Origin of the sequence: Agrobacterium vitis (assembly GCF_013337045.2) — a bacterium.
In the GTDB taxonomy this organism is placed as follows: Bacteria; Pseudomonadota; Alphaproteobacteria; order Rhizobiales; family Rhizobiaceae; genus Allorhizobium; species Allorhizobium vitis_B.
In genome coordinates this window covers 2,221,153-2,243,514 of the sequence record NZ_CP118259.1, presented here as the reverse complement: position 1 = coordinate 2,243,514, position 22,362 = coordinate 2,221,153, and the positions used below count along the sequence as shown (strand labels likewise).

The following is a 22,362-nucleotide window of genomic DNA, read 5'->3' as shown; positions in this document are numbered from 1 at the left end:
GGCGTATCCGAGCCCTGATAGCGCAGATACAAGAATTTCAATTACGGTGCCGGAGGCGTGCCTGGAGCGGGGTCTGGAGCGGCACCCGGAATACTGAAAGCATTGCCGTTGACCTTGATCTGGCCGGTGCGATCCGTTTCCACGTGCCAAATCAGTTGGCCATCATCCTGTGTCTTGGCAAAGCCTTTCGCCATCAGCAGGAAAAATGCTGTCTGACCAAGCTCTGGCGTTTGCTTGGCATTGGTCTGGAGATAGGCAATGGTCTTGTCGAAATCGCGTGCTGTTACTGTTACGTCGACCAGCGGTTTGTCGTTGCCGGTCAGGGCAAACGTAGTTTTGCCGGTAACCGTGACGTCATAGAGCGAAGATGTCAGACGGGTACCGTCATAGGCAATGGTGGCGATGCCCTCAGGAAAGAAGCGGCGGCTGATTTCGCTCTTTTGCGGCGGTGTCAGCGGCTGGGCGGGATCGTAATCGACATTGTCCATCAGGTAATTGATGCCATCTGCCGCGTTGACGGTGGGCACCTTCACCTTGATCGTCGCGGTCTGCGGAATGAGGGGCGTATAGGCCGCCGGCACAACACCTGCCACCATCTGAGGCTCGACGAGATCCAGGCCGAAGCCGAATCTGGCGCCATTGCTGATACCGTCGATCATGGTCTCTATACCGAAACGCTTGGCGGTGAACGGCCCTTGCGGGGTCTCGACCTGCATGTCGCGATAGACAACGGTCTGGGACATGGTCTTGAAAAGCGGGAAATTCGAGCGGAACAGCTGGATCAATATGCGCTTTTCAGCCTCATCCATCGGCGGCTTGTCCCAATTCCTGACCAGGATCGCGATCATTTTCTGAAGCGGCTGATAGGCAACGCCCTCGATTTTCACGGAGCTTTCGCCTGAACCGGCGCGGAAACCGGCAGGGTCCGCTTTCGAAGCCCTTATGTCTTCAACGAGATTGGTGAAGGTGCCGCTGCTGGCAACCGTGATCGTATTATCACCTTCCTTCATCCCCTGGACCGTGGAATTGATGGCGTCCAGGCGTATGTCCGTCGAGCTGTCACCCGTCTGCAATCGCAGCCGCATGTCCTCGGCCTTGTAGGTGCCGGACTGGAGATAGGTGATGCTCGGATCGTAGATCCCCGTCATGCTGTAGGAATCGACCGAAAAGAGAAAGTCGGTCTTGGGGCCTTTCTCTTTAGTCTGCCCTTTGACATCGACCCCGCCTGCCTGGTCGATTTGCCACAGGCCACCGTCCAGCGGACGAATGAGGGAAACGACCGGGCTGATGCCCACGGCTTTGGTGAATTTGATCGCCTCCAGTCCGAAGAGCGCAATGGTATTGACCCGGACCTCATAGGCGTTCTTGCGCGCCCGCACCGTCATGGCGCTCGCATCCTTGACCATGCCGTCCGGCAGGGCGGACAGGAGCTGCTGCTTGAGGTCCTTGGCGCCCTTCGGGGTAACATCGGCGGCGTTTGCCTGCCCATGCACCAGGACAGCGGATAGAAACAACACAGGCACAGACATCGAACGCATGCTTACTCCCCTCGTTTCAGGAGGCGGTAACCCACACCGCTCCAACAGGTTGATATTGCCCAGTTGGCCACCGTTTTAAAGGGCAAAATAAAAGCGGGATGCTTTTGGAAGAGCATCCCGCTTATGATTGACAGTTCGACCGTCGCAAATATGGATCAGGTGTTGAAGCGGAAGTGGATGACGTCGCCGTCATTCACGACATATTCCTTACCTTCGTCGCGGCCCTTGCCAGCTTCCTTGGCGCCAACTTCGCCCTTGTAGGTGATGTAATCGTCATAGGCGATGGTGAAGGCGCGGATGAAGCCGCGTTCGAAATCGGTATGGATCACGCCTGCTGCGGCGGGCGCCTTGGTGCCGCGCGGAATGGTCCAGGCGCGGGTTTCCTTGGGGCCAACGGTGAAATAGGTGATCAGGTCGAGCAGGTGGTAGCCAGCGCGGATCAGCCGGTCGAGACCTGCTTCTTCCAGCCCGAGCGCCGACAGAAATTCGGCAGCTTCCTCGTCCGGCAATTGCGCCACTTCGGCTTCGATGGCCGCCGAAATGATCACGGTTTCCGCCCCTTGTGCCTTGGCCATTTCCTCGACGGCTTTGGTATGGGCATTGCCACCCACCGCATCGGCTTCGGCGACATTGCAGACATAGAGGACCGGATGGGAGGTCAGCAGGTTCAGGCTTTTCAGCACCTCGCGTTCCTCGGCATCAAGGCTTGCCAACAGCAGGCGGGCAGGCTTGCCTTCCTGCAACAGCTTCAGCGCGCCATCCATGACAGGCAGCAGCGTCATCGATTCCTTGTCCTTGGAGGCGGCGCGCTTGCGGGTCTGCTCGGTGCGGCGCTCCAGGCTTTCCAGATCGGCCAGCATCAGCTCGGTTTCGATGGTTTCGGCATCGCCCACCGGATCGATCCGGCCTTCGACATGGGTGATGTCGTCATCTTCGAAACAGCGCAGTACATGCACGACGGCATCGACTTCGCGGATATTGGCGAGGAACTTGTTGCCGAGGCCTTCACCCTTGGAAGCGCCACGCACCAGACCGGCAATATCCACGAAGGAAATCCGGGTCGGGATGATTTCCTTGGAGCCGGCAACGGTTGCCAGCGTCTGCATGCGCGGATCGGGCACGGCCACTTCGCCGGTATTCGGCTCGATGGTGCAGAAAGGATAGTTGGCCGCCTGGGCTGCCGCCGTCCTGGTCAGCGCGTTGAAAAGGGTGGACTTGCCGACATTCGGCAGTCCCACGATACCGCATTTGAAGCCCATGGGTGTTTTCCGTGCTCAGTAAAGGTTTTGTTGCCTTGCCTATGGGGGAATGGAACGGCCCGGTCAAGGCTTTGCCGCTTCTTGGCGCCAATTGCTTGAAGCCGGAAGCAGTTCGCATTATGGTAACGCGAGCGTGTGCCGATGGGAGTTGCCAATGCCTCAAAAAGTCATTGTCGGGCAGCCAAAGGTGAAAACCAGGCCAAAGCTGGAGCAGCCCAGGCTCTACAAGGTCATCCTGACCAATGATGATTACACTCCGCGCGAATTCGTGACCATCGTGCTGAAAGCCGTGTTCCGGATGAGCGAGGAAACCGGCAACCGCGTGATGATGACCGCTCACCGTTTTGGCTCGGCGGTGGTGGTGGTCTGCACCCGCGACATCGCCGAGACCAAATCCACTGAGGCCAATGATCTCGCCAAGGAAGCAGGGTTTCCGCTGCTGTTTACCATTGAGCCGGAAGAATAGGCATCACGTACGGCGGAACTGATAGCCGGTCTTGTTCTGGAGAAAGCCGCAGGCTTCGTAGAAGCGGTGGATTTCGGGACGTGTGCTGCCTGTCAGCAGCATGACCTTATAGCAGTCAGCATTCCAGGCGGCGTCGATGGCATGGAGAACGACCGCTCGGCCATAGCCCTTGCCTCGATGGCTCTCGGCACTTACGACATTCTCGATCAGTGCATAAGGCCGGCAACCGCGCGTCAGGTTGGGGGTTATCAGCAAACTTGCCGTTGCTACGGGTCTTTCACGGTCGAGAGCCATGAAAACGGTCAGGCCAGGGTGGGAGAGAATAGCTGCATAGGTGTCATGCACTCGTTCAGCGGCGTCAAAATTGTTGTTGCTGCTCAAGTCTTTGTAAAGTGCTAGCAATGCCTCCAGATCATTGAACGTTGCGGGGCGGACGGTAATCGCATTGGACATCGGATACCCCTCGATCTCAAATTGGAAACAGTTTGGCTCTCGGCAAGGTTGATGCCTGAATATGAGCCTTGAGTTCTGCCAGTTGCTGGTCTGTCAGGGCGCGTTTCGGCAACGGGATTATCATTGGCGCCGCAAACAGTAGCGCGAGGACCGTTTTGTCTTCGGCCCAAGACTGGAAATCGCTCCAGGGATAGAAAATCCGACTCGTTGCAGTGGCGATGTAGAATCCGTCCGCGTCCCAGCCCAATTTGGCGGGACGGTTGGCAGAGGGCATTGCGCGAAAATAGGCTTTCACTCTTCGATGACCTACCATCCTTACGATGGATAAGAGAAGAACGATGAATCCAAGATTTATAAAAATAAAGCTGACAAAATCGAAATCGTTTTGCTCGCCGTTGAGCAAAATTCCCGCGACGTAATACAGTGCGCTATAGCAGAAAAAATATATTAATATTTTTCTGATTTTAATTTTACTTCTCGAATAAAGCTTGTAGCCTGACCCAATGTCTTTTTCAAAAAATTGACAATCGACGGTAAGAGTGTCGAAAATGCCCCACTCTACCTGCTCCTGAACAGACATTTCCTAATCCTTCTTCGGCCCAAACATCTTCTTCAACATCTCAGCCATCGGCCCGGTTTCCGGCAGCTTTTTCGGTTGGACCCCATTGCGGGCCTGATGAATGTGGGATTTAGCCGGTTTGGCGGGCTTGGGCTTTTCTTCTTCCGGCTTGGCTCCGGTGGAGAGCGCCAGTTTGTTCATCAACTGGCTGTCTTCACCGCGCACCAGCATGTCGGCGTTTTCGGCCAGCGTTTCCAGCAGCGGGTCGAGCCATTCGGCGTCGAGCTTGCCGAAATCGCCCAGCACATGCGCCTGGACCCGGGATTTATCGCCGGGATGGCCGATGCCAAGCCGCAGGCGGCGGTAGTTCAGGCCGCAATGGGCATCCAGCGACTTGATGCCATTATGACCACCATGGCCGCCGCCCAGCTTGATGCGAGCCTTGCCGGGAAGAAGATCCAGCTCATCGTAGATCGCCACCAGCTGTTCGGGGCCAAGCTTGTAGAAGCGCAGCGCTTCGCCGACCGATTCGCCCGACAGGTTCATGAAGGTCTGCGGCTTGATCAGCAGGACTTTTTCGCCTGCCAGCGTGCCATCGGCAATCTCGGCCTTGAATTTCTTCGACCAGGGCGAAAAGCCGTGACGGCGGTGGATGGCGTCGAGCGCCATGAAGCCGATATTGTGGCGGTTGCCGGCATATTGGGAGCCGGGATTGCCAAGCCCTGCAAGAACGATCATCGCATTTTCCACGAACGTATTTCGGTTGGTCTTCACGACAGCGAAATGACCGACATGTCAACCCCGATTGCGATGGCTACTGAGGCTGTAACAGACCATATTCTCGCGAAAGCCTGGCTTGCGTGCCGTCGGCAATCAGTCGATCAAGCGCTTGTTGCATTTGCCCGATCAGGGAATCGGGCAGGGACTTGTTGCAGGCAATGGCGAATTTCTGCTCGGTCAGTACGAATTGTTGTTCCAGAGGATGACCTTCGGCCACCAGCTTGTGATAGAATTTCTCCGAGACCGGCATGAGATCGATCCGGTCGCTTTCCAGTTTCTTAATGGTCAGATCGAGGTTGGAGGCGAGGTCGATTCTGGGAAAACCATGCCGTTCCAGAAGGGCCTGAGTGTAGTCGTCGCGCTGGGTGCCGACAATATACTTACGGGCCTCTTCGACATTGCGCACCCGAATGCCGGAGTCCTTGCGGCTCATGATGATATTGCGATCGATGGCCAGCGGCTCGACCCACTTGAAGCGGCTATCGCGCTCGGGGATATGGGCTGCGGTAAACACGCAGGTCATCTGCTCGGTTTCGGCCATCGCGATGGCGCGGGCCCAGGGCATCATCTCGATTGTATAGGGGATCGACAGATCCTTCATGATCATGACGACTTGCTCGTAGCCGACGCCCTTGTCCACGTCGTTTTCCCTGAAATTGTAAGGAGGGTAATCTTCCGTGGTGAAGACGATACTGTTCTGCGCCATGGCTGTGGTGGTCATAAACACCAGGGAGGACAGGGCGGCAAGGCGGAATGCACTTCTTCGACAGCCCATCTTCGGCCTCCTTTAGATTGTGACTGGTTGTGCTTGTCCTGCTGAAATGGCAGCTTGGGCTGTCTCGTCCTACCCCGTTGTCCGCTGTCCAATCCTGGCAATGGCCGTGGCTTTTGGCGGCGTCGTGCCATTGGCCCCGAAACGGGCTTGCAGGTCTTCGAAGGACAAGGGCCGATCGAACAGATAGCCTTGGCCGTAATCCACACCGATCGCCTGTAGTGCTCGCCATTGTTCCTTGGTCTCGATACCCTCGGCCACCACGGTGCATTTCATCTTATGTGAGATAGCAGCAATGCCTTCGATCAACATGCGGCTGCGCTCGCGCAGATCCGGGGTGTCGCCGGTCATGGAGCGGATGAAGGATTGGTCGATCTTGATGATATTGACCGGGAAGCGGCTGAGATAGCTGAGCGAGGAATATCCGGTACCGAAATCGTCCAGCGCAATGCGGCAGCCAAAATCACCGATTTTTTGGAGGACTGTCTGGATATGCGGGCTGTCGTGGAGCAACGTCGCTTCCGTGATCTCGATGATGATCCGCGATGGGTCGATGTTGAAAAGATGCACGGCGCTGGCAAGCCAGACCAGCAGGCTGGCATCGATCTGCGTTGGCGAGACATTCAGCGCCAGGTAGGAGGTGGTGTCGCCACTGAGAGCGGAAAGCCGGGTAAAGTGATCCAGAGCCTTATCGAAAACCTGCTTGCCGATATCGTGAATGGTGCCGGTTTCCTCGGCCAGACTGATGATTTCGGTCGGTGTCATGATGCCATGGACGGGATGGCGCAGGCGCATCAGGGCCTCGTAGCCGACCGTCTTGCCGCTTTGCAGGTCAATGATCGGCTGCAAGAAGGCATCGAGCCAGTCATTGCTCAACGCCTGCTCGATCATCTGCTCGATCTCGGCGCGGCGGCGGGTGGTGTTGCCGATGCTGTCGTCGAAGATCTGGAAGCCGTTCTTTCCGTCGCGCTTGCGATTATACATGGCCATGTCGGCCTTTTGCAGCAGTTCCGTCGCTGTCTCGGCGTGCTGCGGATAAAGCGCGATGCCGATGCTGGCGCTCAGTCTTGTGGCGGTGCCCTTGACGATGAAGGGGGTTTCGAAAATCCCGCAAATATCGTTGGCCATGGCGCGGGCAGCGGCCTCGCAATCGTCGGCACGCAGCAGGATGGCGAATTCGTCGCCGCCGATGCGGGCGGCCACCGAGTTTTCCGGCAGGAGGTGGACGATCATGTCCACCAGAATTTTCAGGGTCGTGTCGCCGGCATGATGGCCGAGATTGTCATTGATCCATTTGAACCGGTCGAGATCGACGAACAGGCAGGCAAGTGAACCGCCCTGGCGGTCGGTTGCCTCGATCTGCACATCCAGTTCGTTCTCGAAACCCTGGCGGTTGAGAAGTCCGGTCAGATGATCGGTCATTGCCTGGCGCCGATTGCGTGCCTCCGATTGCTTAAGGGCGGTGATGTCAGTCATGACGCTCAGCGAAAGGTTGGACTGCGCCATCGGTGTGGCATTGCCGGATTCGACAACCAGGACATCCATGATCCGTCCGTCGGCGCAGATGAATTTGGTAGTATATTGCTGTTGCAGGCCGATTTCGCTATCCCGTTTGACTTCCCGGTAGGCTTGACGGGCCCCGATTGTGATCAGGCTTTCAAAACTGAGGCCGATGATGTCTTCGCGGTGATAGCCCGTCACCGATGTCCAGTAGTCGCTGATGCCGGTAATGCGGTCATCGGCATCGACGGAAAACAGCATGGCCGGCGTGGCATGGTAGATGTCGGTTGCCAACCGGTGCGCCTGTTTCAGGTCGATTTCTTCCTGCTGGAGCTTGGATTGCATGGCGTTAAAGCTCTGCGCCAGCCGTCCCATCTCATCATTGGAATGCCAATCGACCGAACGGCGGGAACCAAGCCTACGCGTGGCTTCGATGGCGGCGGTCAGTTGTATCAGCGGTCTCATGACCATTATCCGGTTTCCGACGATAGCCGCCAGGATGACCACAATCATTGAGAGGATGAAGATGGCAATGAACACGCCTTCAGTGCGGCGAATGCTGGCAAACAGGCCGTGCTTTTGAAAGGAAAGCGTAATGGTGCCGACGGTTTTCGGTCCATCCTGATGCTGGTAGACGATGGTTTGGGACAGGGAGGCAAGTGTTTTTGCCGGCGCCAGTGTTTGCGGCATGTCGATGCGGATATTGCCGGTCAGATCAGAAACCGTAACCCGCGCGATCTCGCCGCTGGAGACCAGAGCAGCGCTGATCTGGCGAACGCTTTCGGCATCGAAATCCCAAAGTGGCTTGGCGAGTGCCTGGGCATTGGCAGCCAGCAGCACGGCAGCGCTGTTTTGCTGGTCGGTTTCGGCCCGCTGCGACGACAGCCAGAGAAACAGCAGAAACAGTGGCACCACGCAAACGAACACCGTTCCGGCCACCAATGCAAGGAAGCGCTGCTCCACCGACCGGGTCATCGATCGCATCCGACGGTGTGCAAACTCAAATGGCAACCAATAGATGTAATATTAAACATTTTTCCATCGTATTTGCTGAGCGGTGCTGGAAAATGAATAGGGATGAAACAATACAACCCCACGGCCCCTGGTTCTTCTCTTATTTGGGGGCAGGATTCCATGCGATACGTTAACGATGACTGAAGTCATAAAGGAGATTTGCAACTTTACGCAAAGTTATTTGCGACTTTTGTGCAAAGTTACCCGCTATGGACGAAAAGAACACGGTTCGATTGGCCGTGCCAGTGTCGAAGCTTTTGCCGTAAAGTTTTATCATGAACCGGATATCTGAAGGCACAAAAAAACCCGCCCGGTAAAGGGCGGGTTTATCGATCACTCTAAACGAGTAGGTCGATTATTCTTCGGTGGCTTCTTCGTCGGCAGCGTCAACATCCGGAGCAACGAGAGTTGCGATGGTGAAGTCGCGGTCGGTGATGACAGGGGTCACACCAGAAGGCAGCTTGACGGCAGAGATATGCACGCTGTCGCCGATCTTCAGGCCTTCCAGATCGAAGGTGATGGCTTCTGGAATGTTGTTGGCCGGAACCTGCAACTCGACGTCGTGGCGCACGATGTTGAGGACAGCGCCGGTCTTGATGGCGGACTTCTCTTCATTGACGAAACGCACAGGCACGGCAACCGTGACCTGGCTGTTTGCGGAAACGCGCAGGAAGTCGATATGCATGGTGAAGTCGCGGACCGGATCCAGCTGGTAGTCCTTGGGCAGGACGCGGATCTTTTCGCCGTTGACTTCAATGGTCGCCACCGTGGTCATGAAACCGCCAGCGTGAATACGCTTGGTGACTTCATTGGTGTTCAGGGTGATGGCAATGGGAGCCTGCTTGTCACCATAGATGACAGCGGGAATGAGACCGTTGCGGCGAAGTTCACGGGAGGACCCCTTACCAACCCGTTCGCGCGTTTCGGCCTTGAGCTCGTAAGATGCGTGGCTCATGGCATTTCCTTTCGATGTTACTGGAGAGTTTCAGCCGGTTTTGTCTTTGAAATTCCGGATTGAAACTGGAAACGGTGCCGGTTTTTAAATCTGCCGCATCATTTCACTCCAACCGTTCAGGATTGAAGGAAACATATAGCAGCCGTCACAATTTCATCCGCATTGCCTCCAAGGGTGTCTGCGCGGACGGGGGCGCTATAGTATGAAAGTGCCAAGGATGCAAGCGATCCCGGGCTTTTTTCGAGCATGGGATGCAGCCGTCCCACCTGTTTTGGCTGCAACTTGCGTCATTCCTGTCGATTGCCATCCTGCCCGCAAAGGTTCATGATAGTCCAGAGAGATGTGAATTTGCTTTGGGAGGAGCATATGAGCGTCGGTTATAAACATGCCGATACGGTCTATTCGACGGCGTTACAGGGGTCTAAGGCGGCCAGTTCGCCGATTGCCGCGTCCTGGCGGCGTTGCCTTGATGTCCATGGGCTAGACCCTGAACAGGCGGCCATGCCGCGCACCCTGGATGCGGTGGCTTTCCGTGAAGCGCGCCAACGCATGGACCACCTGATCGCCGCCAGCGCCGAGGAGTTGGACCGGCTGTTTTCGACGGTCGGGCGTTCTGGCTGCTGCCTGGTGCTGGCCGATAGTCATGGCGTGGTGCTTGAGCGGCGCAGCGCGGCTGGCGACGACCGGGATTTTCACAGGCTTGGCCTTTGGCAGCAGACGGAATGGAGCGAGGCCAGCGTCGGCACCAATGGTATCGGCACGGCGCTGGCCGATGAGCGCCCGGTCATCATCCACCGCGACCAGCATTTTCTCTCGGCCAATATCGCACTGAGCTGCACCACGGCGCCGATCCGCGACCATCGTGGCCAGATTGCCGCCGCGCTCGACATTTCCACCTGCCGCCATGATGTGACGGATCTGTCGATGACCATTCTCGCCCAGGCGGTGCGCGATGCCGCACTCCGCGTCGAGGTCAACCTGTTTCGCATGGCGTTTGCGGGCGCGCGCATCGTCATGATCCCCACGGTTGCCAATCCCACGGCGCTGCTGGCCGTGGACGGTGACGATCTGGTGCTGGGCGCAACGCGGGCGGCGCGGCTGGCATTGCAGATCGACGATCAGGCGATCGCCGCCGGTCTGCCTGCCGCCGATGCCCTGAAGGAAAAGCGCGGGGAAGAGGGGGACGATCTGCATGAAGCCGAACGGGCGGCGCTGCGCCGGGTCCTGTCTCGTACCAAAGGCAATGTCTCCCAGGCAGCGCAATTGCTGGGCATCAGCCGGGCGACCCTGCATCGCAAGATGAAGCGTTTTAATATTCACTAATGCACGCAACAGTGTCGCAGCGATGCGACACTGTGCGCTGCGGCATTGCGAAGCGTGGCTGGTATCCGGCCTTAGCGGGGTGCATCTTCCACCTACGGTTCTGGAGTTTGTCGGGGAAAAGTGGAGGACCGGTTTTCCCTAAAGACAAACATCACCACAGGAACCTTCATCAGGGAGGATGAGAGATGAACATTCAGGTTCAAACCACGGCAAGCACCCCGTTCAAGCTGAAATACGGCAATTTCATCGGTGGCGACTGGCGTGAGCCGGTGGGCGGTCGGTATTTTGAAAACACCACTCCGGTCACCGGTGGCAAGCTGTGCGATATCGCCCGCTCCGACGAGCGCGACATCAATCTGGCGCTGGACGCCGCCCATGCCGCCAAGGACAAATGGGGCAAGACCCCGGTTGCCGAGCGCGCCAATATGCTCAACCGCATTGCCGACCGGATGGAAAGCAATCTGGAGCTTCTGGCCCGGGCCGAAACCTGGGACAATGGCAAGCCGCTGCGTGAAACCATGGCTGCCGATATTCCGCTGGCCGTCGATCATTTCCGCTATTTTGCCGCCTGCGTGCGCGCTCAGGAAGGCTCGATTGGTGAGATTGACCACGATACGGTTGCCTATCATTTCCACGAGCCGCTTGGAGTCGTCGGCCAGATCATTCCCTGGAATTTTCCGATCCTGATGGCCGCCTGGAAGCTGGCACCCGCTCTTGCTGCCGGCAATTGCGTGGTGTTGAAGCCCGCCGAACAGACACCGGCATCGATTCTCGTCTGGGCCGAGTTGATCGGCGACATCCTGCCGCCCGGCGTGCTCAATATCGTCAACGGCTTTGGCCTGGAAGCTGGCAAGCCCCTGGCCTCCAGCCCGCGCATCGCCAAGATCGCCTTTACCGGCGAGACCTCGACGGGCCGGTTGATCATGCAATATGCCAGCCAGAATCTCATTCCGGTGACGCTGGAACTGGGTGGAAAATCGCCGAATATCTTCTTTGAGGATGTGCTGCGCGAAGATGACGATTATCTCGACAAGGCCCTGGAAGGCTTTGCGATGTTTGCCCTCAACCAGGGTGAAGTTTGCACCTGCCCCAGCCGGGCAATCGTCCATGAAAAGATCTATGACCGCTTCATGGAAAAGGCCATCAAGCGCGTCGAGGCCATCGTTCAAGGCGATCCGCTGGACATGGGCACGATGATCGGGGCGCAGGCCTCCAGCGAGCAGCTTGAAAAAATCCTGTCCTATATGGATATTGGTCGCCAGGAAGGCGCCGAAATCCTGACCGGCGGCCATCGCAATACCCTGACCGGCGATCTCGCGGGCGGCTATTACGTCAAGCCGACCGTGTTCAAGGGTCATAATAAGATGCGGGTGTTCCAGGAGGAAATCTTCGGCCCGGTCGTCTCTGTCACCACTTTCAAGGACGAGGCCGAGGCACTGGAAATCGCCAATGACACCCTCTATGGCCTGGGTGCGGGCGTCTGGAGCCGCGATGCCAATACATGCTACCGCTTCGGTCGCAATATCCAGGCCGGGCGCGTCTGGACCAATTGCTATCACGCCTATCCCGCCCACGCGGCCTTCGGTGGTTACAAGCAATCGGGCATTGGCCGCGAGACCCACAAGATGATGCTCGATCATTATCAGCAGACCAAGAACATGCTGGTGAGTTACAGCCCCAAAGCTCTCGGCTTCTTCTAAACCCGCCGATATTCACGTCTGGAGGGGCTGCAAATGGTCATGTTCTGCGCTTCCGGTGCTCACGTACTATAGTACGCTCCGCTCCGGTTCTCGAACATAACCATTTTCGCCACCTCCAGCCGCGAATCTCGACGGGTTTAGCCGTCGAGTTCGTGGTTTTTGGGAATTCGCAAGGGCTTGCTGCTCTTGCATTCTTCTCCCCAGCGGGGAGAAGGTGGCGGCAGCCGGATGAGGGGGGGCGAAGCCAAGACGGACTTCTTTCATTTTGAAACGAGGCAGTGATGGACACGATTTTGGATGGTGAACCAAGGGTCGTCGCGACACAGGCGGCCATCGATTTGATCGGCGAGATCCGCCGGGATCATCCGCAGATCCTGTTTCATCAGTCCGGGGGCTGTTGTGATGGGTCATCGCCGATGTGTTACCCCGTGGATGATTATATCGTCGGGGATACCGATGTGAAGCTGGGCGAGATCGATGGCGTGCCCTTCTATATCCATCAGAGCCAGTATGAAGTCTGGAAACATACCCAGTTGATTATCGATGTCGTGCCGGGGCGAGGGGGCATGTTTTCGCTGGATAATGGCCGCGAAAAGCGCTTTTTGACCCGCTCGAAACTGTTCGGCGGTGAGGTCTGTGCCTTGCCTGTCCGGTAACGATTGTCCGCTAACAGTTAAGCCCGCTAACAATTGTGCCGAGGCGTTGATATCTTGCTCTATAGCAAGCCGCATTTGGCGCAGGCGGCGTCGATGATTTCGAGCTTGACGGTTTGCGCCCTTGCATATTCTCGTCGGAAGAGGTTGGAAACCCAGAGTTCCGAGCGTCCGCGCCGTCCTTTCCAGCCGATTGTCCCAGCGTTTGCAGCATCGAGCAACTTGCGGGTGAGATGCGAGCGCGACAGGTGGAATGTCTCTGCCATGGTCTGGATCGATACGGTGCCGATCAAAATCTGCTCAGCATCGGCCTCGCTATCCTGGCTCTTGGCGATCAGCCAATCGATAATGATATTGCCGTTGTTCAACCAGACAAAGGGATCGAAAATCTTCGGCTGCTCGCGCAGCTCGGGGGTCTGCATGAAGGCGGAGGCGACAAGCGGATGCAGCTTGCTCATGTCCCGTCCGTTGGCCTCAAAGTTTTGCAGCCGTGCGCCATCGTCAAACCCATCCAGGCTTCGCAGATGGATTTCCATCCAGCCCGCCGCACTGCCGAGACTGGCCTCGCTCGGCACCAGCGGTCTGCTGCGCCGGTCGGTGGTGGTTGTTTCGCGGGCGATGCCATAGGTTTCCATTTCTTTCAGAAATGAGTCCGCCGTATTGCGGCTGGCCACGCCAGTGGCTTCGACAAAGTCGAAATAGCGGGCAGGCAGGATCTGGCCCGCCTCGAAATATTGCATCAAGGCAATCTGTCCGAGAAGCCAGCGCTGGTGACTGGCAAAAACCCTGGCGATCTGAGGATGCTCCTCAAACCGTTTCAAGAAGGCCTCCGCCTGCACGCGGATGATCGGATGAATCCGCGGATGGGATAGCATGGCGCTGGATGTGAAAGGCATGGCCTGGTGTTTCGTTGGCTGCGCTGGAATGTCGTCTTGAGCTTGCGTGCAGGTCATGGTTTCCGGGCCAGTTTTTCAATGCAAATAGAAGGGTATCCGAAGCTCAACCATTCATCAATGGAATAGCGGCCTGCAACCGTTCTGTTTTGACCGGATTGTTTCTGCTCTTCGTGGATCGCAGCAACGCTCTCGCTCTTTGTTTTTAAGCATTTCCGGTTGGTAAAACCGGTGTCCACCTTTCTTGGAAATGCTCAATAGATTTTTGGTGGAAATTTTTACACAGGATCGGTGCTGACGTCATGCCAGCCGGAAAAGCATGTGCGACGAATAGGGTATTTCCGTTTTGCATCGGAATGCGAAAAGCGCGGTCCGTCTCCCCGAAAAGACAAACGGCAGCAAACGGCGCTGTAACACGTTAAATTTGCCAGGTAATCCCTGAAACCGATTTCGGTTCAGGGATTTGCGCAAGCGTGCCGCGACGATTAATCGAACAGGCTGGAAACCGAGGCTTCGGCGCTGGTGCGGTTGATGGCTTCGCCAAGCAGGGTGGCGGTGCTCAACACCCGGATATTATGGGCCGATTGAACCGCGACGGTCGGCTGGATGGAATCTGTGATCACCAATTCGCGCAGTTTGGAGGAGGTGACGCGGGTAACGGCGCCTCCCGATAGCACCCCATGGGTAATATAGGCGGTAACGCTGGCTGCGCCCATGTTCAGCATCGCTTCAGCCGCGTTGCAGAGCGTGCCGCCGCTATCGACGATATCGTCGATCAGAATACAATCCTTGCCTTCGACATCGCCGATGATGTTCATCACTTCGGACTCGCCTGGACGATCGCGACGCTTGTCGACGATGGCCAGAAGACAGTCCAGACGCTTGGCAAGCGCACGCGCACGCACCACGCCGCCGACGTCAGGTGAAACGACCATCAGATTGGCAAGGTCGTAATGTTCCTTGACGTCACGGGCAAGGACGGGTGCTGCAAAAAGGTTGTCGGTCGGGATATCGAAAAAGCCCTGGATCTGGCCGGCATGCAGATCAAGCGTCAGAACACGGTCGGCGCCCGCCTCGGTGATCAGGTTGGCAACCAGCTTCGCCGAGATCGGTGTGCGGCCAGAGGCGCGACGGTCCTGGCGGGCATAGCCGAAATAGGGAATGACGGCTGTGATCCGCCGCGCCGAAGAACGGCGGAAGGCGTCGATCATGATCAGCAGTTCCATCAGGTGGTCATTGGTCGGAAACGACGTCGACTGGACGATGAAGATATCCTCGCCACGCACGTTTTCCTGAATTTCCACGAAGATTTCCTGGTCCGCAAAGCGCCGAACACTGGCTTTTCCAAGGGGAACATTGAGATATTTACAGACCGCTTCAGCAAGTTGCCGGTTCGAATTACCTGCGAAGACCTTCATTTGTGCCCGCCTGTTTGCATCCCGCTACGCGACCCCGTCTGGGCATCCCGCCTCGGATTAAAACTGTTACAACCGACCCCAGCACACTTGTTTCATGCGCGGCGCTGCAATGCGGGCTTTTTAGCGCCCTTGCCCCTGAATGCAAGTGGTTTGCGACAGTTCTCACGGAAATTCGTAAACGAAGTGATTTTCCCGCACGCAGCGTTCCGCATGGGCCTGGATTCGGGGCGCAAAAGAGCGGATTTGATTGGTGCGGTGAATAAGTGCCAGAAGCGGGACGTTGCGGCTGCCACAAAATTCCCTATTCTGTGAGGTTGCAAAATCCAGAAAAACAATTATCGATTTAATCAGAGCTTTCACGATTAATCGACAGTAACATCACCTTGGCATTTGGGGATAATATTGCGGATTTGTTTTTTCGGTGACAGCTTCACGCATGACGTAGGCGACGAAGAAGGGTTGGGGTGGCGCGGGCGTATCGTCGCTAGACTACTCAAAGAACGGCCGAATCTTACTGCCTATGATCTCGGTATCCGGCGCGACACCAGCGCTGATATTTCAAATCGTTGGGAAATGGAGGCTCTGGTGCGCCTCCCGCAGGGCTATCAGCATCGTCTCGCCTTTTGTTTTGGTACGAACGACTGTGCTGACGATGGAAGCGGAATACGCCGCGTCTCTTACGCCGAAACGGTCAAGAACACACATGCTATCCTTGCGCGATCTGCTGCGTTGGCTCCGACAATTCTGATCGGACCGCCACCCATTCTAGACGACCCGACAGCAGATCATAGAATTGAGGAACTTGAGCCTGCTTTGCAATCCATTGCAGAGCAATACAATATTCCTTTCATACCGATGCTCGACACCTTACGACATGCGCCTCAATGGACCCAAGGTGCTGCAGCGGGAGATGGTACTCACCCGGATAGAGCCGGATATGCCTTTATGGCTGATTGTATTTGGAAATGGTCTGCTTTCTCCGCTTGGGTAGATAGTTTTGACAACCAACATTCGAGCTGATTCTTGCTATATTTGTTCCAAAGTCGCTCGTTTAGCTGAGGGTTCCTATGGATTTATTATCGATTGCCATCTTCGCAGGGGCGCTGCTCCTTAATGCGGGCACTCCTGGTCCGAGTATTGCCGCGCTGGTCTCGCGTGTGCTCACCAGCGGTTGGCGCGATGTTATTCCTTTTGTCGCTGCCATGTGGATCGGAGAGGTGATCTGGCTCACCATGGCAATGGCTGGCCTGACAGCGTTGGCACAGACCTTCCAGTTTGGCTTTCATGTCTTGAAATGGCTAGGAGTTGCCTATCTCTGCTGGCTGGCTTTCAAGATGTGGCGCATGCCGATGGGTGGCGATGCTGACAATCTTCCTCGGAGAAGCTCGCAGTGGTCAATGTTCGGTGCGGGTATGGCCCTTACCTTGGGCAATCCAAAGATTATGGTGTTCTACCTTGCCCTTCTTCCATCCTTGATTGACCTTTCGGCGACAGGAGTTCGGGAATGGGCGATCCTTGCCATCGTCACACTGGTTACACTGGCTGCAATTGATCTGACTTGGACCTTCTTCGCCCACAAGGCGCGGCTTCTCTTACGAACGCCTCGTGCCACAAGGCTTGCCAACCGGCTTGGAGCTGTCGCTTTAGGTGGGGCCGCAGCCGCGATTGCGACTCGAAACTGATATTTGAGGTTAATGCATCATTCCGTAAATCGGCATCGAATTGCAGAGAAAATTATGCAGTAGATATAAAGTGTTACAGCGACTCTTTGTGTGCCATATATGGCGCACGGCGCTGTATAGCCTGACTCTTCATAGAACGTCCGCGACTGTCTTCATCGTCACCCCGTATTTTTCGCACGCCAGTCAACATATTCCTCAAGGGTCTTGTTGGCGATGATCTGCATGACGGAGGCGGGGACGGCGGCCCAGGGGTCTTGGGCTTTGCCCGGCACAGTCTGCTGGCCCTGGATGCGGTGCAGGCGGTTGCCGCTGGCGTCGAGAACGTCCCAGACATAGACGACGGTGATCTTGCCGCCCTCGCCATAGGCGGAGAAATAGCCTTTGAGGATATGGCGGGCCTGTTCGCCGCTGGAGCTGCGCATCATCAGGCCTTTGGCGCGGGCCTCGGCCCCCAACTGGCGTGAAAGCGGGGTCACGGCCTCAACCGGCGCGCCGATGATCGGCAGGAAGCGGATCGAGTCTGGTCCGGCATCGCCAGCCGGAGCAAGCGAGGCTTGCTGCGAAGGGGTGGGCGAGGCAGGAGCCGCTGCCTCATCATCGGTTTGCGGAGCGAGAGCGGCCTGTTCCTCAGGCTCTGATTGGTTGACCGCTGGTCCAGCCTCGGCCTGCGCGTGCATCTGGCTCTGCTGCCGTTCTGGCTGCTGCCAGCTTTGCTGACGGCGGGGCTGGCCGTCCAGAGGCTCGGAGGCAACCGGATTATAGCCGTTTTGGAGAGCTTGCGCCTGGGCTTCAAGCGAATTTTGTGGCTGGGCCTGCTGTTGCGGATAGGGGGAGTAGGCCTGTTCCGGCGCTTGCTCACGCATCTGGCGATGTGGGCGGCGGGGAACCTCCTCATTCTGGCGCATGGCCGTCTGCATGTCTTCACCGGTCAGCGGCTTGCTGATCGAGCCGCTGGTGCCGACATCGAGGGGGGGTGTCAGCGTGTCGGAGACGCTGCAACCGGCCAGACCGGCACTGGCCAAGCCAGCGCTGGCCAGACCACCAAGGGCCAGAACGAGCGCGGAGCCGATGCTGGAAGCGGGACGTCTCATTGGCTGCCTCCTTAACGGCTGCGTTCGTATGAGAATCCCGCGATTATCTTCCTAAAACGTTAAATTTTGCTTCAAACGCGACCTACATGTCGCCTTTTATCGACAGAATTGCATCTTTGATGTCAGGGCATCGAAGATGCTCACGCCTTGACGATCAGGTCCAGCGGATGACGCGACAGCGCGCGTGGCGCCCCTTCGGTGGTCAGATAGGTATGGCCGAGCGTCATCGCGGTTTCGCGTTCAGAATCCATGATGATCATGTGGATGAACAGCGACATATCAGGCAGGATTTGCTGCGGATTGCCGATGTGGAACATCTGGTGCTCCATCCAGGACGGGGAGAAGCGGGCGCCCAGCGAATAGCCGCAGGCGTTCAGCCGGTGGCGGGTCAGTCCGCGCTCGTCCAGTACCCTGGCATGGGTCTCGAATACATCGCCGAAGGTATGGCCGGGCCGCAGCACGGTTTCGATTTCCTGGATCGCCTCGCGGCAGGCGGCGTAAAGTTCACGGTGGCGGGGCGAGGGTTCGCCGACCAACACGGTGCGCATCATGGCGACATGGTAATGGGCAGAAGCGCCAGCCCATTCCAGCGTCAGCTGGTCATTGGCCGACAACGTGCGGCGGCCTGCCTTGTAGCGGCACAGCAGTGCATCCTGACCGGAGCCGATGATGAATTCATTGGCCGGATAATCGCCGCCGCCAGCAAAAACAGCACCCTGCATGGCAGCGAGAATGGCGGCCTCGTCGCCCCCGGCTGAAATCAGCGGCAGGGCCGCATCCAGCGCGTCATCGGCCAGACTGGCAGCCTTTTCGACATAGGCAATCTCTTCCGCGCTCTTGATCAGCCGCAATTCGCTGACCAGCATCGAGGCGTCGATCAATTCACCAAAGCTCAGCAATTGATTGTCGAGCAGCCGAGCGACCCGTCCGGTCATGCCATGGGTGTCATATTCGATGCCCAGCCGGCAGCCGAGCAGGTCGAGATCGTTGAGCAGATCCTTCAGGTCGCTGGTCGGATCGGCATTGGTACGGTCAACCCAGATCAGGATATTGTCGATGGTCGAGGTCTGGCGCGCCTGACGCAGATCCGCCGAACGGGTCAGAAGCGTCATAGAGCCATCGGCCTTCACCACCAGCGTCTGAAAGAAGCAATAGCCGAACGTGTCATAGCCGGTGAGCCAATACATACTTTCCTGGGCAAACAGCAGCATGGCATCCAGCTTCTGTTCGCGCATCCTGTTGGTCAGGCGGTCCAGCCGGGCGGCGTATTCGGCGTTTGAAAAATGCAAAGTCATACACGAGGCCCCTGAAGCATGATGGCGGAGATCTGGCGGCCGTAGTCCGGCTCACTGGCGTGGGTGGTGCGGCGATAGGAGAAGAATTGCTCCGGGTCGCCATAGGTGCAGAGGCCAAGCATGTCGGCGGCAATCCCGGCATCCGTCAATCGTTTTACCGTAAAGCCCGGCAGGTCGAACATTGAATGGCCGGGTTTGGTCGAAGGCGTGAAGAACTGCTGATAGGCGGTATCATGGGCCAGAAACCGTTCGACGAATTCCGGGCCAACCTCATAGGCCTTCGCGCTGATCGACGGGCCAAGCGTGGCGACGATGCTGGTGCGGGCAGCGCCAAGCGCGATCATCGCCTTGATGGTGTTTTCCAGCACACCGGTCAGGGCGCCCTTCCATCCGGCATGGGCAGCCCCGATGATGCGGTTGACCGGATCGGCAAACAGGATCGGTCCGCAATCGGCGGCAAGCGCCCCCAGGATAAGGCCGGGCCGGTCGGTGACCATGGCATCGACCTGTGGCCGTTGCGACCCGAAAGGCTCTGTCACCGTCACCACATTGGGAGAATGGACCTGATGGACCGTGACAAGATCCGCCTCTTCTCCACCAAACCAGCCCGCCACCCGGGCGCGGTTTTCATGCACATGCGCCGGATTGTCATTCGAGCCGAGCCCGATATTCAGCCCCGCGTAAATGCCGGTGGAAACGCCGCCATGCCGGGTGAAAAAGCCGTGGGCAATGCCTGCCGACTCGCAGGGAGCCAGAAGGGCGCTTTGCAAGGGGGATGGTCTGGTTTCGGGCTGAAGGTGGGCCACATCGTGTGTCGAGGACGGCATCGGTGTCCCTTTCGCATGTCTTAATCCGAATCAATCGGCATTATGTCCAGGATTTTGCCCGCAGCATGGTCACATCCGGCGATTTGGCCGGATGTGACCATCACTGTGGTAATCTGTCAATCCTGGGTCAAAGCTCGGCCTGAGCTAAAGGTCCGCCTGAGCTAAAGGTCCGCCTGGGGCAGGGGCCGGAACGGGGCGAGCGACAGGGTGGGGCTGGAGAGGGCCAGTACCTTGAACAATTCGCCCATCCGCCCGACGCCAGCACCGGCCAGCCGGTTGACGACCTCCGCCAGCTCGATCTGGGTGGCCTCGTCCTTGCCGCGTCCCAGAATGCCGGCGCGTTCCTTGATGCCAAGGCCGAGCAGGAAATCGCCCTGGCGCAGGCAGCCGCTGGGCGTGACCCCGGCGGCAATGGCGGTGCGGGCCAGATCCTCGAAATCGACATGGCTGGTCAGGTCGGCAATGCCGGGATTGGCCAGCGGCGGATCGTAATCATGGGCGCGCAAGGCTTGCAGCGTATCGCCGAAACCAGTGGAGATATGGCCGTAATCGATAATCAGAGCCGCGCCGCCTTCGGCTTTCAGCCGCTCGCACATGGCGGTCATCACCGCGCGGCGGGCCGGTGAAAATTCAAACACCGTGCCATCAGGCTGGGCGCTGGCGCCCGGCGGCAGAAGAGCAGGATCAAGCGTCGCAACCCCGGTCGAAAAGATCAGCTCGTCGTCCACGCCGAGGCTGACCATCCGTTCGCGGTAATGCGGACCGAGCTTGACGAACTGGCGGATGGGAATGGCGTCGAACAGCTCGTTGGCCACCACCAGCACGAAGCCTTCCGGCACATCGCCAAAGCTGTCATGCCAGTCAATCTTTTCGATATGTGGTTCCAGGCTGTTGCGCTGGATCTGGCGCAGCCGGTCGCTGGTTTCCACCAGATGCACGGTGGAATCCCGGTAGAGGTCAGGGGCAAGCCGGGCGATCACCCGAAGCATGTCACTCATCATCGTGCCGCGTCCGGGGCCGACCTCGGCCAGCCGCACGGGGGCGGGCAGGCCATGGCGCTGCCAGGCATGGACGATGAAAACCCCGATCATCTCCCCGAAGATCTGGCTGATTTCCGGCCCGGTGATGAAATCGCCCGAAGTGCCGAACGGCTCACGGGTCTTGTAATAGCCGAATTCCGGATCGGCGAGGCAAAGAGCAAAGTAGTCCGTGACGCTCAACGGACCGTTCAACCGGATGAGCGCCTTGATCTTATCACCAAGCGTGGTGGTCATGGTCAGCGTTTCCCGATTCATCCTTTTAGTCCTGACGTCTGGTGGTTGCGCCCGGCACGTCTTGCCCGCCAGATAGCCCACAGCCCCAGCGCCAGCATCGGCAGCGAGAGTACCATGCCCATGGTTAACCAACCACCTGCCAGATAGCCGAGCTGCTCATCTGGTTCCCGGAAAAATTCAACAAAAATACGCGCCAGCGCATAGCCGCAGATAAATACGCCGCTGATAACGCCTGAGGTTTTCAGCGCGTGGAACCGGCGGACGAGCACTTGCAGCAGCACAAACAGCACGAGGCCTTCCAGTGCTGCTTCATAAAGCTGACTTGGATGGCGAGTGAAGGGGCCGCCGGTCGGGAACTGCATGGCCCAGGCTACATCGCTGATTCGGCCCCACAATTCGCCGTTGATGAAATTGGCGATCCGGCCGAAGAAAAGACCGATGGGTGCAACACAGGCCACGAGGTCGAACAGCATCCACACGGGCAGACCGTTGCGGCGGGCAAAGACGATCATTGCCAGCGTAGCCCCAGTCAGGCCGCCATGGAAGGACATGCCGCCGCGCCAGATTTCCAGCGCCACCAGCGGATTGTCCAGCACCGGTTGCAGATCATAGAACAGGATATAGCCAATCCGCCCGCCCAGCACGATGCCGATGGCCGCCCAGACCAGAAAGTCATCCAGATGCTTTTCGGTGATCGGCGTGGTGTTGCCGGGCCAGAGCGACAGATTGGCGATCATCCGGCGCGCCAGCCACCAGCCGATGAGAATGCCCGTAACATAGGCCAGTCCATACCAGCGAATGGCAACGGGGCCGATGCTGAGCGCAATCGGGTCGATCTGCGGATAGGGCAGAATGGCGAAAAGGCTGGCTACTGTGTTCAAGGATATGCTTTCATTCGATTTGTCCGAAA

The 22,362-nt window shown here is 57.6% G+C and carries 21 protein-coding genes; 6 read left to right on the top strand and 15 right to left on the bottom strand.

The features are described 5' to 3' along the window. Positions 1-41: 41 nt before the first annotated feature. Together G6L01_RS10860 and ychF are read right to left on the bottom strand one after the other, a co-directional pair. The gene (locus G6L01_RS10860; protein ID WP_070164189.1) at positions 42-1,538 is read right to left on the bottom strand and encodes a hypothetical protein; all 1,497 of its coding nucleotides are present in this window, start codon (positions 1,536-1,538) and stop codon (positions 42-44) included. A 155-nt stretch (positions 1,539-1,693) separates the two neighbouring features. Further along, the gene (gene ychF, locus G6L01_RS10855) at positions 1,694-2,797 is read right to left on the bottom strand and encodes a redox-regulated ATPase YchF (RefSeq protein WP_070164190.1); all 1,104 of its coding nucleotides are present in this window, start codon (positions 2,795-2,797) and stop codon (positions 1,694-1,696) included. A 154-nt stretch (positions 2,798-2,951) separates the two neighbouring features. Here ychF and clpS point away from each other — a divergent pair, with 154 nt between their 5' ends. Beyond that, positions 2,952-3,263 carry an ATP-dependent Clp protease adapter ClpS gene (gene clpS, locus G6L01_RS10850; protein WP_015916707.1) on the top strand — a complete coding sequence of 104 codons (312 nt, stop codon included), beginning with the start codon at positions 2,952-2,954 and terminating at the stop codon, positions 3,261-3,263. A gap of 3 nt (positions 3,264-3,266) precedes the next feature. Here the strand turns inward: clpS and G6L01_RS10845 are convergent, their stop codons facing one another. The 6 genes from G6L01_RS10845 to G6L01_RS10820 all read right to left on the bottom strand — a co-directional run bounded on the left by G6L01_RS10845 (position 3,267) and on the right by G6L01_RS10820 (position 9,296). Beyond that, on the bottom strand, positions 3,267-3,716 hold the full coding sequence (locus G6L01_RS10845; RefSeq protein ID WP_070164191.1) for a GNAT family N-acetyltransferase: 450 nt from the start codon (positions 3,714-3,716) through the stop codon (positions 3,267-3,269). Between the two features lie 16 nt (positions 3,717-3,732). Continuing rightward, complete coding sequence (locus G6L01_RS10840) at positions 3,733-4,296, bottom strand: YcxB family protein (RefSeq protein ID WP_070164192.1); 564 nt, start codon at positions 4,294-4,296, stop codon at positions 3,733-3,735. Between the two features lie 3 nt (positions 4,297-4,299). Next, positions 4,300-5,013 (bottom strand): aminoacyl-tRNA hydrolase, encoded by a 714-nt coding sequence (gene pth / locus G6L01_RS10835; protein WP_070164193.1) that lies wholly within the window; start codon positions 5,011-5,013, stop codon positions 4,300-4,302. Between the two features lie 76 nt (positions 5,014-5,089). Then, positions 5,090-5,830 carry a transporter substrate-binding domain-containing protein gene (locus G6L01_RS10830; protein ID WP_070164194.1) on the bottom strand — a complete coding sequence of 247 codons (741 nt, stop codon included), beginning with the start codon at positions 5,828-5,830 and terminating at the stop codon, positions 5,090-5,092. 69 nt (positions 5,831-5,899) lie between these two features. Further along, positions 5,900-8,302 (bottom strand): putative bifunctional diguanylate cyclase/phosphodiesterase, encoded by a 2,403-nt coding sequence (locus tag G6L01_RS10825; RefSeq protein ID WP_070164195.1) that lies wholly within the window; start codon positions 8,300-8,302, stop codon positions 5,900-5,902. 394 nt (positions 8,303-8,696) lie between these two features. Beyond that, a complete protein-coding gene (locus G6L01_RS10820; protein WP_156612785.1) occupies positions 8,697-9,296 on the bottom strand; it encodes a 50S ribosomal protein L25/general stress protein Ctc in 600 nt (199 codons plus the stop codon). A gap of 366 nt (positions 9,297-9,662) precedes the next feature. Between G6L01_RS10820 and G6L01_RS10815 the strand changes: the two genes are divergently transcribed. The 3 genes from G6L01_RS10815 (at position 9,663) to G6L01_RS10805 (ending at position 12,975) form a co-directional block, all read left to right on the top strand. Next, the gene (locus G6L01_RS10815; protein WP_070164206.1) at positions 9,663-10,619 is read left to right on the top strand and encodes a helix-turn-helix domain-containing protein; all 957 of its coding nucleotides are present in this window, start codon (positions 9,663-9,665) and stop codon (positions 10,617-10,619) included. Between the two features lie 185 nt (positions 10,620-10,804). Next, positions 10,805-12,319, top strand: coding sequence for an aldehyde dehydrogenase (gene adh / locus G6L01_RS10810; protein ID WP_070164207.1), 1,515 nt, complete (start codon positions 10,805-10,807; stop codon positions 12,317-12,319). Between the two features lie 290 nt (positions 12,320-12,609). Continuing rightward, positions 12,610-12,975 (top strand): DUF779 domain-containing protein, encoded by a 366-nt coding sequence (locus tag G6L01_RS10805; protein ID WP_139190096.1) that lies wholly within the window; start codon positions 12,610-12,612, stop codon positions 12,973-12,975. Positions 12,976-13,034: 59 nt separating this feature from the next. On the opposite strand, the gene G6L01_RS10800 is transcribed toward G6L01_RS10805, so the two are convergent. Then, positions 13,035-13,868, bottom strand: a complete 834-nt coding sequence (locus G6L01_RS10800; protein WP_070164263.1) for a hypothetical protein — start codon at positions 13,866-13,868, stop codon at positions 13,035-13,037. Between the two features lie 482 nt (positions 13,869-14,350). Continuing rightward, positions 14,351-15,283, bottom strand: coding sequence for a ribose-phosphate pyrophosphokinase (locus G6L01_RS10795; protein ID WP_015916696.1), 933 nt, complete (start codon positions 15,281-15,283; stop codon positions 14,351-14,353). A 402-nt stretch (positions 15,284-15,685) separates the two neighbouring features. On the opposite strand from G6L01_RS10795, the gene G6L01_RS10790 reads away from it, so the two are divergent. Further along, complete coding sequence (locus G6L01_RS10790) at positions 15,686-16,303, top strand: GDSL-type esterase/lipase family protein (RefSeq protein WP_070164209.1); 618 nt, start codon at positions 15,686-15,688, stop codon at positions 16,301-16,303. Positions 16,304-16,350: 47 nt separating this feature from the next. After that, entirely contained in the window at positions 16,351-16,965 is a 615-nt protein-coding gene (locus tag G6L01_RS10785; RefSeq protein ID WP_070164210.1) for a LysE family translocator, read from the top strand. 158 nt (positions 16,966-17,123) lie between these two features. Here the strand turns inward: G6L01_RS10785 and G6L01_RS10780 are convergent, their stop codons facing one another. The 5 genes from G6L01_RS10780 to lgt all read right to left on the bottom strand — a co-directional run bounded on the left by G6L01_RS10780 (position 17,124) and on the right by lgt (position 22,333). Beyond that, a complete protein-coding gene (locus tag G6L01_RS10780; RefSeq protein ID WP_174089240.1) occupies positions 17,124-18,056 on the bottom strand; it encodes a hypothetical protein in 933 nt (310 codons plus the stop codon). A gap of 140 nt (positions 18,057-18,196) precedes the next feature. Beyond that, positions 18,197-19,351 carry a M24 family metallopeptidase gene (locus G6L01_RS10775; RefSeq protein WP_070164211.1) on the bottom strand — a complete coding sequence of 385 codons (1,155 nt, stop codon included), beginning with the start codon at positions 19,349-19,351 and terminating at the stop codon, positions 18,197-18,199. Further along, entirely contained in the window at positions 19,348-20,178 is an 831-nt protein-coding gene (gene pgeF / locus G6L01_RS10770) for a peptidoglycan editing factor PgeF (RefSeq protein WP_070164212.1), read from the bottom strand. Before pgeF ends, G6L01_RS10775 begins: the two co-directional genes overlap by 4 nt. A gap of 161 nt (positions 20,179-20,339) precedes the next feature. After that, positions 20,340-21,452 (bottom strand): class I SAM-dependent methyltransferase, encoded by a 1,113-nt coding sequence (locus G6L01_RS10765; protein ID WP_070164265.1) that lies wholly within the window; start codon positions 21,450-21,452, stop codon positions 20,340-20,342. 17 nt (positions 21,453-21,469) lie between these two features. After that, entirely contained in the window at positions 21,470-22,333 is an 864-nt protein-coding gene (lgt, locus tag G6L01_RS10760; protein WP_070164213.1) for a prolipoprotein diacylglyceryl transferase, read from the bottom strand. Positions 22,334-22,362: the final 29 nt, after the last annotated feature.